Source organism: Pseudomonas sp. MWU13-3659, from assembly GCF_023757525.1.
Lineage (GTDB): Bacteria > Pseudomonadota > Gammaproteobacteria > Pseudomonadales > Pseudomonadaceae > Aquipseudomonas > Aquipseudomonas entomophila_E.
On the sequence record NZ_JAMSHW010000005.1, the window covers coordinates 1 to 16,625 of the forward strand.

Here is a 16,625-nt window from a genome sequence, read left to right on the forward strand (position 1 = left end):
CTTAGTATTTTCAACTACTTACAAACGTCATGCATCCATTTGGATGCTCTCGAAAGAAAAAACCATCCAAAAGTTGCGCAACTTTTTGCGCAGTGGTGGCAAAAAGTTGCGCAGTTGGCTGCAGGCCTTGCTGCGCATGCTCTACATCAATGTATTCACACACTTATCCACATTTGAGTGCGCAACTTCTTGCGCAGTTGACCAGAAAGTCAGATTTCCCGAACAAGGCCAAAACGAGTGATCCGAGGAAGCTGGCCCGGGCATAAAAAAAGGGGCCAACCCCTGCCAAGAGATATGGCCCCAACGCACCTGCGAGAATTGCTTGCCTGAAGAGGGTCTTGCCGGTCAGCGTGCGGTGATCACCGCCAGCTTGCTGATGCCGGCCCGTTCGATGGCCGCCATCGCCCGGGCGACCTCGCCGTAGTTCACGCCATCGTCGGCCTGCAGCTGCACGCGCAGCTCGGCATCCTTGCCCTTGGCGGCCTTTAGGTTGGTCTCCAGCAGGTCCGGCTGGATCTCGTCCTTGTTGATGAACAGCTTGCCGCTGCCATCGATGCTCACCACCAACGGGTCCTTCTGCTCCACCGGGGCGACGGCCTCGGTCTTGGGCAGGTTGATGGGGATGGCGTTGGTCAGCAGCGGCGCGGTGACGATGAACACCACCAGCAGCACCAGCATGACGTCCACCAGCGGCGTGACGTTGATTTCACTCAACACTTCATCGCTGTCCTGGGTCGAGAAGGCCATGTCAGGAGGCCTCCTTCACAGGTTGGGTGAAGCCGGTGTGCTGGCGCTGCACCGCAGGGTGTACCAGCACGCGGAAGGCACTCTTCTGCGCCAGGCTGTAGAAGTCGTGGGCGAAGTCGTCGAGGTCGGCCGCGGTCAGCTTGAGGCGACGGAGGAAGTAGTTGTAGACCAGCACCGCCGGCACCGCGACGGCGATACCCACGCCGGTGGCGACCAGCGCCGCGCCGATCGGGCCGGCCACGGTTTCCAGGCTGGCCGAGCCCGCCGCGCTGATGCCCTTGAGGGCTTCCATGATGCCCCACACGGTGCCGAACAGGCCGATGAACGGCGAGGTGCTGCCGATACTGGCCACCACTGCCAGGCCGGTTTCCAGCGAGCGGCGCTCGCGGACGATCTGCTGGCGCAGGGCGCGCTCCAGGCGGTCCTGGTGGTTGATGGCCTGGCTCAGGTCATTGGCCTGGCCAGGCTCGCCGACCGCAATCGCCGCGAAGCCTGCCTGGGCGACGCGGGCGGCCGGGCCGGGCAGGTCGTGGGCGGGCTCGGCGGCGGAGTCGAGGCTGGACGCGGCCCAGAACTGCTGGTGGAAGCGCTTGTCCTGGTTCTTCAGGCGCACGAACTGCACGACCTTGGCCAGGGCCAGCGCCCAGGTGGCGACGGAGAAGCCGACCAGCAGCCAGATGACCGCGCTTTCAACGGATTCGAGGGGGGATGCCAACAGGCTCATGATGTAGTCCTTCCTTTGTGCGGTCGCGGGTTAACGAAGCTTGAAATCGATGGGTACGCTGACCCAGCCCACCTGGGCCACGTCGCCCTGCTTGGCCGGCACGAAGCTCCAGCGCTTCACGGCGGCCAGCGCGGCGGCGTCCAGGGCGTCACGGCCGCTGCTCTTCTGGAGCTGGATCTGCCCCGGCTTGCCGCTGGGCAGCACCTCGATCCGCAGCAGCACGGTGCCTTCCCAGCCACGGCGCAGGGCCATCTGCGGGTACTCCGGCGCCGGGTTCTTCAGGTAGGCGGCGTTGGCCGAAGCCGGGGTGACTGGCGCAGGTGCAGGTGGCGCGGGTGCCGGGGGTGCGGGCGCGGCCACCGGTGTTGGTGGTGGCGCCTCGACCGGCTTGGGTTGCGGCTTGGCCACGGGCTTGGGCGCAGGCTTGGGTTTCGGGACCGGCTTGGGCGCGGGCTTGGCAGCCAGTTCGTCGACCACCGGTGGCGGTGGTGGCGGCTGGACCACAGGGGCCGGCGGCGGCGGTTCGACCACTGGCGGCGCCGGGGCGGCGAACTCGATGGTCATGGGCGGAATCTGCGGCGCAACGACCGGCAGCTCGGGCGTGGGCTGATGGCTGACCCAGTACGCCGCGACGCCGTGCAGCACCAGCACCAGCAGGCCGAGCGCCAGTTTGTCGCGGCGCTTCAGGCCACTAACCGGCGTGCGTTGCAGGCGCAATTGCGCGAGCGGCAGGCGCAGGGTGCGGCCAAGCTCGACGAGCTCACCCGGCGCGGGGCGCCAAGGCTGGTCGTAGGCCCGGGCGGCGATCTGGACATTACCCATTGCTTGAGGCTCCTGGGGTGTTGATTCAGGGGTGTGGCTGAATCATCGGGGGCCCAGGCTTAGCTCATAAAGGAATGTTTAAAGTTAAAGCTATAACCGAATTGAATATTCAATTGCGTGAGTTTCTGGAGCCCTTGTCAGTAAAGGGCTCCAGCCAGGGTGTTGCCGTTCGATGCTTTTCGGGCATGGAAAATATGTGTGACAGGCATCGGATTATTGCGAGGGCTGCGCCCTCGTTCGCCGGCAAGCCGGCTCCTACCTGTATCGCGACAATCCGGCAGCCAAAAAAAAAGCCCGGGACCATGCCCGGGCTTTTGCTTCGGCGAATCAGATATCCGCCACCTTCTGCCACACCTTCGGCCGGAAGAACAACGTCTCCCCCCGCGCCAGCCCCGTCAGGCTGTCGTGATCCTTGACCACCTCGGCTTCGATCAGCTCGCTCTGCCCTTCCACCTTCAGGGTCACCCGGGTGGTCGCGCCCAATGGGCGGATATCACGCACCTCGGCGGCGTGGTGCCCTTCAGTCTCATGGCGCGACAGCGACACCTCGTGCGGACGGAACAGCACGTGATGCCCTTCGCTCAGCGCCAGGCGGTTGGAGTCGCCGAGGAAGTGGTAGACGAAGTCGTTGGCCGGTTTCTCGTACACCTCACCCGGCGAACCGATCTGCTCGATCACGCCCTTGTTCATCACCACGATGCGGTCGGCAACTTCCATCGCTTCTTCCTGGTCGTGGGTAACGAACACCGACGTCAGGTTGATGTCCTCGTGCAGGCGCGCCAGCCAGCGGCGCAGCTCCTTTCGCACCTTGGCATCCAGCGCTCCAAACGGCTCGTCGAGCAGCAGCACCTTGGGCTCCACCGCCAGGGCGCGGGCCAGGGCGATACGCTGGCGCTGGCCACCGGACAGCTGCTCGGGGTAGCGGTCGGACAGCCAGTCGAGCTGCACCATGTTCAGCAGCTCATGAACCTTCTCGGCGATCTTGCTCTCGCTCGGGCGCTCGCCCTTGGGCTTCATGCGCAGGCCGAAGGCGACGTTGTCGAACACGCTCATGTGGCGGAACAGCGCATAGTGCTGGAACACGAAACCGACGTTGCGATCACGCACGTCATGGCCGGACACATCCTCGCCATGGAACACAATGCTGCCGTTGTCCGGGGTCTCGAGGCCGGCGATGATGCGCAGCAGGGTGGTCTTGCCGCAGCCGGACGGCCCCAGCAACGCCACCAGCTCGCCGCTGTGGATATCCAGGTTGATGTTGTCCAGGGCCTGGAAGCTGTTGAAGCGCTTGCTGACGTTACGAACTTCGATCGACATGAATCATTCCTCCGCGGCGCTGTGGCGCAGGCGGTTAATACGGTTCTCGCTCCACTGCTTGAGCAGCAGGATGAAGAGCGCCAGGATCAGCAGCAGGCTGGCCACGCTGAAGGCCGCGACGTGGTTGTACTCGTTGTAGAGGATCTCCACGTGCAGCGGCAAGGTGTTGGTGACGCCGCGAATATGGCCGGACACCACCGACACCGCGCCGAACTCGCCCATGGCCCGGGCAGTACACAGCACCACGCCGTAGATCAGGCCCCATTTGATGTTCGGCAGGGTGACATGCCAGAACATCTGCCAGCCGTTGGCCCCCAGCAGGCGCGCGGCCTCCTCTTCCTGGGTGCCCTGCTCCTGCATCAGCGGGATCAGCTCGCGGGCCACGAACGGCACGGTGACGAAGATGGTCGCCAGGACGATGCCCGGCAAGGCGAAGACGATCTGGATATCGTGGTCCTGCAGCCACGGCCCGAACAGGCCTTGGGCGCCGAACATCAGCACGTAGACCAGGCCGGCGATCACCGGCGACACCGAAAACGGCAGGTCGATCAGTGTGACCAGGATGCTCTTGCCGCGGAAGCTGTACTTACTCACGCACCAGGCGGCGGACACCCCGAACACCAGGTTCAGCGGCACCGAGATAGCCACCGCCAGCAGCGTGAGCTTGAGCGCGGACAGCGCGTCGGGCTCGAAGATCGCTTCGAAGAACGTGCCGAAGCCGTTCTTCAGCGCCTGCGACACCACGATCACCAGCGGCAGCGCCAGGAACAGCGCGAAGACGATCCAGGCCAGGGTGATCAGCACGCGGCGCGAGGTGGCGCTGCCACGCCGGGCGGCGTTGGCGGCGGCGGTTGCACCGAGGGTTTGACTAGACATTGCCGGCCTCCTTCAAGGGGTTTCGATACGCCGCTGCAGCAGGTTGATCAGCAGCAGCAGGATGAAGGAAACCACCAGCATCAGCACGCCGATGGCGGTGGCGCCGGTGTAGTCGTACTGGTCGAGTTTGACCATGATCAGCAGCGGCAGGATCTCGGTCTTCATCGGCATGTTGCCAGCGATGAAGATCACCGAACCGTATTCGCCCACGCCGCGGGCGAAGGCCAAGGCGAAGCCGGTCAGCCAGGCCGGCAGCAAGGCCGGCGCCAGCACATGGCGGAACACCTGCAAGGGCTTGGCGCCCAGGCAGGCGGCGGCCTCTTCCACTTCACGGGGGATGTCGGCCAGCACCGGCTGCACCGTGCGCACCACGAACGGCAAGGTGACGAAGGTCAGCGCCAGGGTGATGCCCAGCGGCGTGTAGGCGATCTTGAAACCGAGGTCGGTGGCGAACTGGCCGACCCAGCCCGCCGGGGCGTACAGGGCGGTCAGGGCGATACCGGCGACGGCGGTGGGCAGGGCGAACGGCAGGTCGATCATCGCGTCGATGACCTTGCGCCCGGGGAAGGTGTAGCGCACCAGCACCCAGGCCAGCAGGGTGCCGATCACACCGTTGATGATGGCGGCGAACAGGGCGGTGCCGAAACTCAGCTTCAGCGCGGCCAGTACCCGCGGTGCGCTGACGATGTTCCAGAACTGCTCCCAGGTGAGCTGCGCGGCATGGATGAACATGGCGGCCAGCGGTATCAGCACGATCAGGCTGAGGTACACCAAGGTGTAGCCCAGCGTCAGCCCGAAGCCGGGTATGACGGGGGAAATGCGACGTGACATAAAGGTCCCTGGTTGAACGCACGAAGCCCGGGGGTCATCCCGGGCCGGTGCAGGCTGCTGGAGTTCGCCGGCAAGCCGGCTCCTACAGGTATTGCGCGCCCCTCGTAGGAGCCGGCTTGCCGGCGAACCGCGTACTCACTGTGCCTGGTAGATCTGGTCGAACACCCCACCGTCATTGAAGAACTTGGGTTGTGCAGTCTTCCAGCCACCGAAGTCCTTGTCGATGGTCACCAGGTCCAGCTTGGGGAACTGCTTGCCGAATTCGGCGGCGACCTTCTCGTCACGCGGGCGGTAGAAGTTCTGCGCGGCGATCTGCTGGCCCGCCGGGCTGTACAGGTGCTTGAGGTATTCCTCGGCGATCTTCTCGTTGCCCTTCTTCTCGGCGTTCTTGTCGACCACCGCCACCGGTGGCTCGGCCAGGATCGACAGCGAAGGCACGACGATCTCGAACTTGTCGGCGCCACCGTCTTCCTTGAGCGCCAGGAAGGCTTCGTTCTCCCAGGCCAGCAATACGTCGCCCTGGCCATTGTTGACGAAGGTGATGGTCGAGCCACGGGCGCCGGTATCGAGCACAGGTACGTGCTTGAACAGCTCCTGCACGTAGGCCTTGGCCTTGTCTTCGCTGCCGCCGCTCTTCAGGCCGTAGGCCCAGGCGGCGAGGAAGTTCCAGCGGGCGCCGCCGGAGGTCTTCGGGTTGGGGGTGATGACCGAGACGTCCTTCTTGATCAGGTCGCCCCAGTCCTTGATGCCTTTCGGGTTGCCCTTGCGCACCAGGAACACGATGGTCGAGGTGTACGGGGTGCTGGCCTGCGGCAGGCGCTTCTGCCAGTCCTCCGGCAGGGTCTTGCCGAGCTTGGCGACTTCGTCGATGTCGCCGGCCAGGGCCAGGGTCACCACATCGGCGCGCAGGCCGTCGATCACCGCGCGGGCCTGCTTGCCGGAGCCGCCATGGGATTGCTGGATCTTCACCTGGTCGCCTGGGTGGGCGGCCTGCCAGTGCTTGATGAACTCGGCGTTGTACTGCTGGTACAGCTCGCGGGTCGGGTCATAGGACACGTTCAGCAGTTCGTAGTCCTTGGCGATCGCGGAACCGGCAAAAACGGCACTGGCCAGGGCGGCAAGCGCATAACGGCGGATGGACATGGTGAAGCTCCCGATTGGCATTTTTCTAGTTTTGTAAGAGATGCGGTATCAGCCGGACTTGCCGCCGGGTTGCTGCAGGCGGAACTTCTCCTTGCGTTCGATCTGCACCACCTGGGCGTTGTGCACGGTGATCTCCACCGCGCCGAAGCGCAGGTCGCGCAGTGCGCTCTGGATTTCACGCAGAATGGTGGCTTCGTCCTGACCGTCGATGCTGCGCAGAGATGCACTCATGCTCGTTCTCCTGTGAGTAAGGGTGCCGGGCAGAGGTTTGAAGGGGATTTGCGCCTGGCGTGAGAGCCATAGTAGTGAGGCGCGGATATTCTTAAAAATACTGTTTAAGAATGTTTATATAACTGATTTTTCCGGTCACATCTGCCGATGTTCGCCGGCAAGCCGGCTCCTACGGGTAGGGGCCGAGCCGCTGGTTCAATGCGGTACTTGTAGGAGCGGATTCATCCGCGATGCAGGCACCGCGACGCTCGGCACGGGCGGTGCCCGTGATCGCGGATAAATCCGCTCCTACCAGGGTCAATGCGATTTCGGGGCTTTGTTTTCCGGCTCGCGGATCTTGTACCAGGCCACATACAGCGCCGGCAGGAACAGCAGCGTCAGCAGCGTTGCACTGATGATGCCGCCAATCATGGCGTAGGCCATCGGCCCCCAGAACACTTCCCGGGCAATCGGGATCATGCCCAGGCTCGCCGCCGCCGCCGTCAGCAGGATCGGCCGGCGGCGGTGATTGGTCGCCTCCACTACCGCATCCCAGGGCGTGTAGCCCTGCTCCTCGAACTCGTCGATCTGGGTCACCAGGATCACCGAGTTGCGGATGATGATGCCAGCCAGGGCGAGGATCCCGAGAATCGCCACGAAGCCCATCGGCGTGCCCGTGGGCACCAGCGCCACCACCACGCCAATCAACCCCAGCGGCGCGACGCTGACCACCAGGAACAGCTTCTGCACGCTGTGCAACTGGATCATCAGGAAGGTCGCCATCAGGAACAGCATCAGCGGGATCACGGCGGCGATCGGCCCCTGGGCCTTGGCGCTCTCTTCCACCGTACCGCCGGTGGCCACGTCGTAGCCCACCGGCAGCTTGCCGGCGAAGTCATCGATGCTGGGCTTGAGTTCAGCCACCAGGTCGGTGGGCTGGATATCACCCACCACGGAAGCCTTGATGGTGATGGTCGGCTTGCGGTCGCGGCGCCATACCAGCGGCTGCTCCTGCTCGTAGCGCACGGTGGCGAAGGCCAGCAGCGGGATCGAGGCGCCGCTGGGCGTGACGATCTGCAGGTTCTGCAAGGTATCCGGCGAGCCGCGCTCGCTGTCCTCGGCGCGGGCCACCACATTGACCAGGTAGATGTTGTCGTTGACCTGGGTGACCTGCACGCCACTGACGATGCTGTTCATCACGTTGGCCACGTCCTCGGACGACAACCCCAACTGGCGCGCCTTGTCCTGGGCGATCTCGATGCGCAGCACCTTACCGGGCTCGTTCCAGTCGTAGATCATCTCGCCGATGTGCTCGTTGCTGTCGAGCAGGGTCGCCAGTTCGATGGCATGCCGACGCACCTGGTCGATATCCTTGCCGCTGACCCGGTACTGGATCGGCCGGCCCACTGGCGGGCCCATCTCCAGCGACTGGACGTTGGTGCCGACACCGACGAACTCCTCGTGCAGCAGCTTCTGCAGGCGCTCCATCATGCCCTCGCGCTCCTCGAAGCCTTTGCTGACGATCACCAGCTGGGCGTAGTACGGGTTCTGCAATTGCTGGTCGAGGGGCAGGTAGAAGCGGATCGCGCCCTGGCCGATGTAGGTGCTCCAGCGCACCAGGTCCGGGTCGTCCTTGATCCTCGCCTCCAGGCGGTCGACGACCTTGCGCGTCTCTTCGATCGAGGCGTTCTGCGGCAGGTTGAGGTCGACCAGGATCTCCGGGCGGTCCGACGACGGGAAGAACTGGTTCTGCACGAAGCGCATGCTGAAGATCGACAGGGCGAACAGCAGCACCGTGCCGATGATGGTCAGCCAGCGGTGGCGCATGCACCACATCAGCCCGCCCTCGAAGGCCCGGCCGACGCGCCCGGGCTCGGCCTCATGAGGCTTGAGCTTGCTGCTGCTGAGAATGTGCACGCCCAGCACCGGGGCGAAGAACACCGCCACCACCCACGACACCAGCAAAGCCACGGCGATCACCGCGAACAGGGTATAGGTGTACTCGCCCGCGGAACTGGCGTTGAGGCCGATCGGCACGAAGCCGGCCACCGTCACCAGGGTGCCGGTGAGCATGGGGAATGCGGTCGAGGTGTAGGCGAAGGTGGCCGCCTGCTCCTTGGTCTCGCCCATCTCCAGGCGCGTGACCATCACCTCGACGGTGATCATCGCGTCGTCCACCAACAGGCCCAGGGCGATGATCAGCGCACCCAGCGAGATCCGCTGCATGGTGATGTCGCTGTACTCCATGAACACGAACACCATCGCCAGCACCAGCGGGATCGAGCAGGCCACCACCAGGCCTGCGCGAATGCCGAGGCTGACGAAGCTCACCGCCAGCACAATCACCACCGCTTCGAACAGCGCGCTGGTGAACCCGCCGACCGCCTGCTTGACCACCACCGCCTGGTCGGACACGTTGTGCACGCCCACCCCCACCGGCAGGTCGCGAACGATGCTGTCCATCCGCGCCTTCAGGGCCGCGCCGAACACCTCGATGTTGGCGCCGGCCTTCATGCCGATCGCCAGGCCGATGGCGGTCTGGCCGTTGAAACGGAACATCGGCGACGGCGGGTCGACATAGCCGCGCTCGATATCGGCGATGTCGGCCAGGCGGAAGAAGCGGTCGTTGATGCGCAGGTTTACCGTCTCCAGGTCCTTCTCCGAAGCGAACTGCCCGGTGGTGCGCACCGAGATGCGCTCGGGCCCGGCTTCGATCACCCCGGCCGGGGTCACGGCGTTCTGCTGCTGCAAGGCCTGCATGGCCTGGCGCTGGTCGATGCCCAGCGCGGCCAGCTTGCGGGTGGAGAAATTCAGGTAGAGCACTTCGTCCTGGGTGCCGATCAGCTCGACCTTGCCGATGTTGGGCACCTCGCGCACTTCGGCCCGCGCCACTTCCACATAGTCGCGCAGTTGGCGCAGCGTCAGGCCATCGGCGGTGAACGCATAGATAGAGCCGAACACGTCGCCGAACTCGTCGTTGAAGGCAGGGCCCTGGATGCCCGCGGGGAACTGCCCGCGAATGTCCTGGATCTTCTTGCGCACCTGGTACCAGATCTCGGGGATGTCCTTGGCCTTGGTGGTGTCGCGCAGGTAGACGTAGACGGTGGACTCGCCGGGGCGGGTGTAGCTTTTCACGTAGTCGAGGGAGTCGAGCTCCTCGAGCTTCTTCTCGATGCGGTCGGTGACCTGGTACAGGGTCTCGTCCTGGGTGGCGCCCGGCCAGCGGGTCTGGATGACCATGGTCTTGATGGTGAAGGACGGGTCTTCCTCACGGCCGAGGTTGAAGTAGGAGAAGATCCCCATCAGCAAACCGACGAACATCAGGTACCAGACGAAGGACTGGTGCTTCAGCGCCCACTCCGAGAGGTTGAAGCTTCCTTTCATTGCGCGTCCTCATCGAAGGTGACCTTCTGGCCGGGCTTGAGGCTGTTCACGCCGGCCGTCACCACCCGCTCGCCGGGCTGCACGCCGGAGGCCAGGACGATGCTGTCGGCGGTACGCCCGATCAATGCGACGTCACGGGTGGCCACGGTTTTCTGTTGCGGATCGACCACCCACACCTGGGTCTTGCCGTCGCGTTCGAGCAGTGCGGTCAACGGCAGCTGACTCCGTGGGCTAACCGCCGAAGACAGGGTGACGCTGATCGCCGTGCCCAGATGGAAGGCGTCGGGGGTGCTGGCCAGGGTCAACCGCGCACGCCGGGTACGGGTGGTGGCATCGGCCTGTGGTTCCAGCTCACGCAGCGTGGCGGTGGTATTGATACTGGGATCGAGCTGCGAAGCGACGGTGAAGGTGAGGTCCTTGTTCAGCTGTTCAGCGAGCGGGATCGGCAGGTCGATCACCGCCTCCTTGATGTCGGGACGGGCCAGGGTCACCACGGCCTGGCCGGCGCTTACGGTCTGCCCGGCCTCGGCCTGCCAGGCGGTGACCACCGCGGCATGGTCGGTGCGCAGGGTGCTGTAGTCGAGCTGGTCGCGGGCCTGGCTGACCGCCGAACGCGCCTGTTCCAGCGCGGCGCCGGTGGTCTTCAGGTCGGTCTGGGCGATGTCCAGCTGGGCCTGGGCGCCGACACCACGGTCGTAAAGCTGCTGCTGGCGGCGGGCATTGGCTTGCGCGTTGATCCATTGCGCCTGGACCTTGGCCAGGTCGCCTTCGGCGGCACGCAGCTGGTTCTGCTGGTCGGTCGGGTCAAGGGTGGCCAGGGTATCGCCCGGGCTGACCCGGGCGCCCACATCCAGCCAGCGCCGGGCGATGCGCCCGGATACCCGGAACCCCAATGTGCTTTCGTAACGGGCCTGGATGGCACCGGCGAAACGGCCCATTTGCGACTGCACCTGGGGTTCGACCAGCGTCGACAGCACCGGGCGCACCGCCTCGGGCTGCACCTCCTCGCCGCCGCAGGCAACCAGCATAAGGCTGGCGGACAGTATCAACAGCTGGCGCTTCATGGCGCGGCTCCTCCGTCCTTGGCGCTGACCTTCTCGACCTGCATGCCCGGGTGCAGCAGTTGCCCACCGCCCACCACCACGGTTTCACCGCCCTTGATACCGTCGGCGATCACCACCTTGCCAGTAAGGTAGCGTGCCACCTGAACCTTGCGTAGCTCGACCTTGTCGCCCTCGCCCACCACCCACACTGCCGGCTCCTTCAACGCCTTGGTCAGCGCCGCCCAGGGCAGCTCGATGCTGGGCCGGCCCTGGGTGTTGCCGGTGGCCGTGACCGGCGAGCCCAGCTGCATCCCGGCCGGCACGTTGCGCAGCGCAACCTTGACCTGCACCGTGCCGCTCTCGGCGGACACCGTCGGGGTAATCTCGCGGACCCGGCCCTCGGCCTTGATCGCCGGATTGTCCAGCAGGCTGACGACGACGCCCTCGTCGCTGGGCGCTTTCACCAGCAGCGCTTCGTAGACATTGAACACCGCATCGCGGTCGCCATCGACGGCCAGGCTGAAGATCGGCATGGTTGCCTGCACCACCTGGCCGACCTCAGCTTGGCGCGCGGTGATCACCCCGTCGGCTTCGGACACCAGCGCCGTGTAGCTCAACTGCTCGTTGGCGTTGGCCAGTTGTGCCTGGGCGGCCTTGAGTGCGCTCTGGCTGCTGCGCAGGGCGGCTTCGGCGGAATCGTATTCACTCTGGCTGGTGTAGCCCTTGGGCAGGAGCTTCTGCTGGCGCACGAACGCGGCGCTGGTCTGGGTGACCCGGGCCTGCTCGGCGAACACCTCGGCCTTGGCGGAATCGACGGTGTTTTGCAGGTCCTTCGGGTCCAGGCGCGCCAATACCTGATTGGCTTTCACGTGGTCGCCCACATCGACGCCGCGCGCGATGATCTTGCCGCCCACGCGAAACGACAGGTCGGTCTGCACCCGCGCCTGCACATCGCCGGTCAAGGTGACCCGGGCGGCGAAATCGGTGGGCTGCACCTGTTGCACCGCCACCCTGGGCAACACCGGGCCGGCTTGCTCCTTGCCACAGCCCGTAAGCATGAACAGCAGCCCCAGGCAAACGACCATCGGCGGACGTATGACCGTCATGCAGGCTCCTTGCGTCGACAAAGGGTGAGAGGGATGCGTTTGAAGCGTAGATCAGGGTTGGACAAACGGCACCGATGTCAGCCCAACAAAGCGCAGCGCTATCGGCGATACTGCCAGCCAGACGCTCAAGGACACCGCCGATGCTGACCACCCTGGCCATTGCCAACTACCGCTCGATCAACCAGCTGGTGCTGCCGCTCGGGCGGCTCAACGTGATCACCGGTGCCAACGGCAGCGGCAAGTCCAACCTGTACAAGGCCTTGCGCCTGCTGGCCGAGACCGCCCGCGGCGGCGTGGTCAACGCGCTGGCGGCCGAGGGCGGGCTGGAGTCGACCTTCTGGGCCGGCCCCGAGAAGCTCACCCGGCGCATGCTCAACGGCGAGGTGCCGGTGGAAGGCGGGCCACGCCAGCAAGCCAGGCGCCTGAAGATGGGCTTTGCCGGGGAGGATTTCGGCTACGCGATCAGCCTCGGCCTGCCCGAACCCAGCCGGTCGAAGTTCGCCCTGGACCCGCAGATCAAGCAGGAGACGATCTGGGCCGGCCCCCTGTGCCGCCCGGCCAGCCAGCTGGTGCAGCGCAACGCCGGGATGGTCAAGGCCCGCGATGGGCGCCAATGGCAGGTGCTGCACCAACACATGACCGAGTTCGACAGCCTGTTCGACCAGGTCGGCAGCCTGCAGGGCTCCCCCGAGGTGCCGCATCTGCGCGAGCAGATCCGCAGCTGGCGCTTCTACGATCACTTCCGTACCGATGCCGAGGCCCCTGCCCGGCAATCACGGCTGGGCACCCGCACACCGGTGCTGCACCACGACGGCCGCGATCTCGCGGCCGCCCTGCAGACCATCGACGAGATCGGCGACCTGCAGGCGCTGCAGGACGCAGTGGGCGACGCCTTTCCCGGCGCCCGGCTCGCGGTCGACGCCCAGCCCGGCGGCCTGTTCGGCCTGCGTTTCCACCAGGCCGGGTTGCTGCGGCCGCTGAGCGCTGCCGAGCTGTCCGATGGCACCTTGCGCTACCTGTTGCTGGTGGCGGCCCTGCTCACGCCGCGCCCGCCGAGCATGATGGTGCTCAACGAGCCAGAGACCAGCCTGCACCCGGACCTGCTGCCGGCGCTGGCGCGCCTGATCCGCCGCGCGGCGCGGGAGTGTCAGGTATGGGTGGTGTCGCACGCGCCCCGGCTGGTGGCGGCGCTGGAGGAGGATGACGACTGCAACTCGATCCACCTGGAGAAAACACTGGGACAGACCGGCATCGTAGGTCAGGGCATGCTGGATGAGCCGGCCTGGAACTGGCCGGATCAAGGCTGAACAGACACAACCCGTAGGAGCCAGCCTTGCTGGCGAACCAGGCACCGCGGTGCCTGGCACCGGCTGTGCCGGTGTTCGCCGGCAAGGCCGGCTCCTACGGTGATCACCTGGCTCAGGCTTGTGCGGTGGCCTGGGCCGGGCGACGAACCTGAGGCTGCGAGACGTTCGCCGCGGCGCCCTCCTCGATGGCCTGCTGGATCGCCCGGCGGCGGCGCTCTTCGGCCTGGCGGCTGAAGTACCAGACCAGGAAGGTCACCAGCGACACCGACAGCAGGATCAGGCTGGCCACGGCGTTGATCTCCGGCTTCACGCCCAGGCGCACGGCCGAGAACACTTCCATCGGCAGCGTGGTCGAGCCCGGGCCGGACACGAAGCTGGCCAGCACCAGGTCATCCAGCGACAGGGCGAACGACATCATGCCGCCCGCCGCCAGCGACGGCGCAATCATCGGGATGGTGATCAGGAAGAACACCTTCCACGGCTTGGCACCCAGGTCCATGGCCGCTTCTTCGATGGACAGGTCCAGCTCGCGCAGGCGCGCCGACACCACCACCGCCACATAGGCGGCGCAGAACGTGGTGTGGGCGATCCAGATGGTGACGATGCCACGCTCCTGGGGCCAGCCGATCATCTGCGCCATGGCCACGAACAGCAGCAACAGCGAAAGACCCGTGATCACCTCGGGCATCACCAGCGGCGCGGTGACCAGGCCACCGAACAGGGTGCGGCCCTTGAAGCGGGTGACCCGGGTCAGCACGAAGGCCGCCAGGGTGCCCAGCGCCACCGCGGCGACCGCCGTGTAGCAGGCGATCTCCAGCGAGCGCATCACCGAACCCATCAGCTGGGTGTTGTCGAGCAGGCCGACGTACCACTTCACCGACCAGCCGCCCCACACCGTCACCAGCTTGGAGGCGTTGAACGAGTAGATCACCAGGATCAGCATCGGCAGGTAGATGAACAGCAAGCCGAGCACCAGCATCAGCTTGGAGAAACTGAAGCGTTTCATGCGCGGCCCTCCATCTCTTTGGCCTGGCTACGGTTGAACAGCAGGATCGGCACGATCAGGATCGCCAGCATCACCACCGCCAGCGCGGACGCCACCGGCCAGTCACGGTTGTTGAAGAATTCCTGCCACAGCACTTTACCGATCATCAGGGTTTCCGGGCCGCCGAGCAGTTCAGGAATCACGAACTCGCCCACCACCGGGATGAACACCAGCATGCAGCCGGCGATGATGCCGTTCTTCGACAGCGGCACGGTGATCTTCCAGAAGCTGTTGAAGGTGCTCGAACCCAGGTCCGAAGCGGCCTCGAGCAGGCTCTCGTCATGCTTCACCAGGTTGGCGTACAGCGGCAGGATCATGAACGGCAGGTACGAATAGACCACGCCGATATACACCGCCAGGTTGGTGTTGAGGATCTGCAGCGGTTGGTCGATCAAACCCAGCCACAGCAGGAAGCTGTTGAGCAGCCCGTTGTTGCTGAGAATGCCCATCCAGGCATAGACGCGGATCAGGATCGCGGTCCAGGTCGGCATCATGATCAGCAGCAGCAGGACCGTCTGCGACTCCTTCTTGGCCTTGGAGATGGCGTAGGCCATCGGGTAGCCGATCAGCAGGCACAGCAAGGTGCTGAACAGGGCCACCTTCAGCGAACCGAGGTAGGCCGCGATGTACAGTTCATCCTCGGTGAGCAGGCCGTAGTTGGCCAGGTTCAGCACCAGCTGGACCTTGCCTTCCAGGTACGTGTAGATCTCGGTGTACGGCGGGATCGCCACGTCGGCTTCGGCAAAGCTGATCTTCAACACGATGAAGAACGGCAGCATGAAGAACAGGAACAGCCAGATGAACGGCACGCCGATCACCATGTGCCGCCCTTCGGGGATCAAGCGCTGGAGGGCTCGTTTGAGCTTTCGTGGTTTCATGAGCGCAGTACCACGCCGCTGTCGTCTTCCCACCACACGTAGACTTCGTCATCCCAGGTGGGGCGGGTGCCCTGGCGCTCGGCGTTGGCGACGAACGACTGGACGATCTTGCCGCCAGGCAGTTCGACGTAGAACACCGAGTGGCCACCGAGGTAGGCGATGTCGTGGACCTTGCCACGCGACCAGTTGTGCTCGCAGGTCGGTTGCTCGGTGGTGACCAGCAGCTTCTCCGGGCGCAGGGCGTAGGTGATGTGCTTGTCCTCGACCGAGGTGGTGACACCGTGGCCAACGTAGATCTTGCGCTCCAGTTCCGGGCTGGCAATGATCGCGTGGCCTTCGGCGTCGTCGACCACTTCACCGTCGAACAGGTTGACGTTACCGATGAACTCGCAGACCAGGCGGCTGGTCGGGGTCTCGTAGACGTCGATCGGGCTGCCGATCTGGGCGATCCAGCCCAGGTGCATGATGGCGATGCGCTGGGCCATGGTCATGGCCTCTTCCTGGTCGTGGGTCACCATCACGCAGGTCACGCCCACGCGCTCGATGATTTCCACCAGCTCCAGTTGCATCTGCGAACGCAGTTTCTTGTCCAGCGCGCCCATGGGTTCGTCGAGCAGCAGCAGCTTGGGGCGCTTGGCCAGCGAGCGGGCCAGGGCCACGCGCTGGCGCTGGCCACCGGACAGCTGGTGCGGCTTGCGCTTGGCGTACTGGGTCATGTGCACCAGCTTGAGCATCTCGGCCACGCGGGCGTCGATCTCGGCCTTGGGCATCTTGTCCTGCTGCAGGCCGAAGGCGATGTTCTGCGCCACGGTCATGTGCGGGAACAGCGCGTAGGACTGGAACATCATGTTGATCGGCCGCTCGTAGGGCGGCATGTCGGTGATGTCGACGCCATCGAGGAAGATCCGCCCTTCGGTCGGGCGCTCGAAGCCGGCCAGCATGCGCAGCAAGGTGGATTTGCCGGAACCGGAGCCGCCCAGCAGGGCGAAGATCTCACCCTTGCGGATTTCCAGGGACACATCGTCCACGGCTACCGTTTCGTCGAACTTTTTCGTGACCCGGTCGATCTTGACCAGCACCTGCTTGGGTTGCTGGCCACCCTCGAGGGCTTTCTTATAGGCACCGGAGGCAACTGCCATGAGTGAAACTCCCAACAAGATTTATGTGCCCGCCGCTGCGCTGGCGGGCCTGG

At 65.0% G+C, this 16,625-nt stretch carries 16 protein-coding genes; 2 read left to right on the forward strand and 14 right to left on the reverse strand.

The window, feature by feature from the left end:
* On the forward strand, positions 1-241 hold a 241-nt coding region (locus NGM28_RS08370), incomplete at its 5' end, for a hypothetical protein (protein WP_252089747.1).
* Between the two features lie 104 nt (positions 242-345).
* Here NGM28_RS08370 and NGM28_RS08375 read toward each other — a convergent pair.
* The 11 genes from NGM28_RS08375 to NGM28_RS08425 form a co-directional block, all read right to left on the reverse strand.
* The gene (locus NGM28_RS08375) at positions 346-747 is read right to left on the reverse strand and encodes an ExbD/TolR family protein (protein ID WP_213658793.1); all 402 of its coding nucleotides are present in this window, start codon (positions 745-747) and stop codon (positions 346-348) included.
* Between the two features lies 1 nt (position 748).
* The gene (locus NGM28_RS08380) at positions 749-1,471 is read right to left on the reverse strand and encodes a MotA/TolQ/ExbB proton channel family protein (RefSeq protein ID WP_252089748.1); all 723 of its coding nucleotides are present in this window, start codon (positions 1,469-1,471) and stop codon (positions 749-751) included.
* 30 nt (positions 1,472-1,501) lie between these two features.
* Positions 1,502-2,293 (reverse strand): energy transducer TonB, encoded by a 792-nt coding sequence (locus tag NGM28_RS08385; protein ID WP_252089749.1) that lies wholly within the window; start codon positions 2,291-2,293, stop codon positions 1,502-1,504.
* Positions 2,294-2,620: 327 nt separating this feature from the next.
* On the reverse strand, positions 2,621-3,610 hold the full coding sequence (locus NGM28_RS08390) for a sulfate/molybdate ABC transporter ATP-binding protein (RefSeq protein WP_011536261.1): 990 nt from the start codon (positions 3,608-3,610) through the stop codon (positions 2,621-2,623).
* A gap of 3 nt (positions 3,611-3,613) precedes the next feature.
* Positions 3,614-4,486: a sulfate ABC transporter permease subunit CysW gene (gene cysW, locus NGM28_RS08395; RefSeq protein ID WP_011536262.1), complete on the reverse strand. Its 873-nt coding sequence runs from the start codon at positions 4,484-4,486 to the stop codon at positions 3,614-3,616.
* 12 nt (positions 4,487-4,498) lie between these two features.
* The gene (cysT, locus tag NGM28_RS08400; protein ID WP_011536263.1) at positions 4,499-5,317 is read right to left on the reverse strand and encodes a sulfate ABC transporter permease subunit CysT; all 819 of its coding nucleotides are present in this window, start codon (positions 5,315-5,317) and stop codon (positions 4,499-4,501) included.
* Positions 5,318-5,452: 135 nt separating this feature from the next.
* Entirely contained in the window at positions 5,453-6,460 is a 1,008-nt protein-coding gene (locus NGM28_RS08405) for a sulfate ABC transporter substrate-binding protein (RefSeq protein ID WP_240065484.1), read from the reverse strand.
* 48 nt (positions 6,461-6,508) lie between these two features.
* Positions 6,509-6,691, reverse strand: a complete 183-nt coding sequence (oscA, locus tag NGM28_RS08410) for a sulfur starvation response protein OscA (RefSeq protein ID WP_011536265.1) — start codon at positions 6,689-6,691, stop codon at positions 6,509-6,511.
* Positions 6,692-6,988: 297 nt separating this feature from the next.
* The gene (locus NGM28_RS08415) at positions 6,989-10,054 is read right to left on the reverse strand and encodes an efflux RND transporter permease subunit (protein WP_252089750.1); all 3,066 of its coding nucleotides are present in this window, start codon (positions 10,052-10,054) and stop codon (positions 6,989-6,991) included.
* A complete protein-coding gene (locus tag NGM28_RS08420; protein WP_252089751.1) occupies positions 10,051-11,118 on the reverse strand; it encodes an efflux RND transporter periplasmic adaptor subunit in 1,068 nt (355 codons plus the stop codon). The genes NGM28_RS08415 and NGM28_RS08420 overlap by 4 nt, the downstream gene beginning before the upstream one ends.
* Entirely contained in the window at positions 11,115-12,203 is a 1,089-nt protein-coding gene (locus tag NGM28_RS08425) for an efflux RND transporter periplasmic adaptor subunit (protein WP_252089753.1), read from the reverse strand. The genes NGM28_RS08420 and NGM28_RS08425 overlap by 4 nt, the downstream gene beginning before the upstream one ends.
* Positions 12,204-12,343: 140 nt before the next feature.
* On the opposite strand from NGM28_RS08425, the gene NGM28_RS08430 reads away from it, so the two are divergent.
* Positions 12,344-13,510 (forward strand): AAA family ATPase, encoded by a 1,167-nt coding sequence (locus NGM28_RS08430; RefSeq protein ID WP_252089755.1) that lies wholly within the window; start codon positions 12,344-12,346, stop codon positions 13,508-13,510.
* Between the two features lie 112 nt (positions 13,511-13,622).
* Here NGM28_RS08430 and NGM28_RS08435 read toward each other — a convergent pair whose 3' ends face one another.
* From NGM28_RS08435 to NGM28_RS08445, 3 genes are read right to left on the reverse strand one after another with little or no spacing between them, the layout of a single operon-like run.
* Complete coding sequence (locus tag NGM28_RS08435; protein ID WP_028688537.1) at positions 13,623-14,516, reverse strand: ABC transporter permease subunit; 894 nt, start codon at positions 14,514-14,516, stop codon at positions 13,623-13,625.
* Positions 14,513-15,394: an ABC transporter permease subunit gene (locus NGM28_RS08440; protein WP_240065489.1), complete on the reverse strand. Its 882-nt coding sequence runs from the start codon at positions 15,392-15,394 to the stop codon at positions 14,513-14,515. Before NGM28_RS08440 ends, NGM28_RS08435 begins: the two co-directional genes overlap by 4 nt.
* Before the next feature lie 35 nt (positions 15,395-15,429).
* Complete coding sequence (locus NGM28_RS08445) at positions 15,430-16,572, reverse strand: ABC transporter ATP-binding protein (RefSeq protein ID WP_240065479.1); 1,143 nt, start codon at positions 16,570-16,572, stop codon at positions 15,430-15,432.
* Between the last annotated feature and the right edge of the window lie 53 nt (positions 16,573-16,625).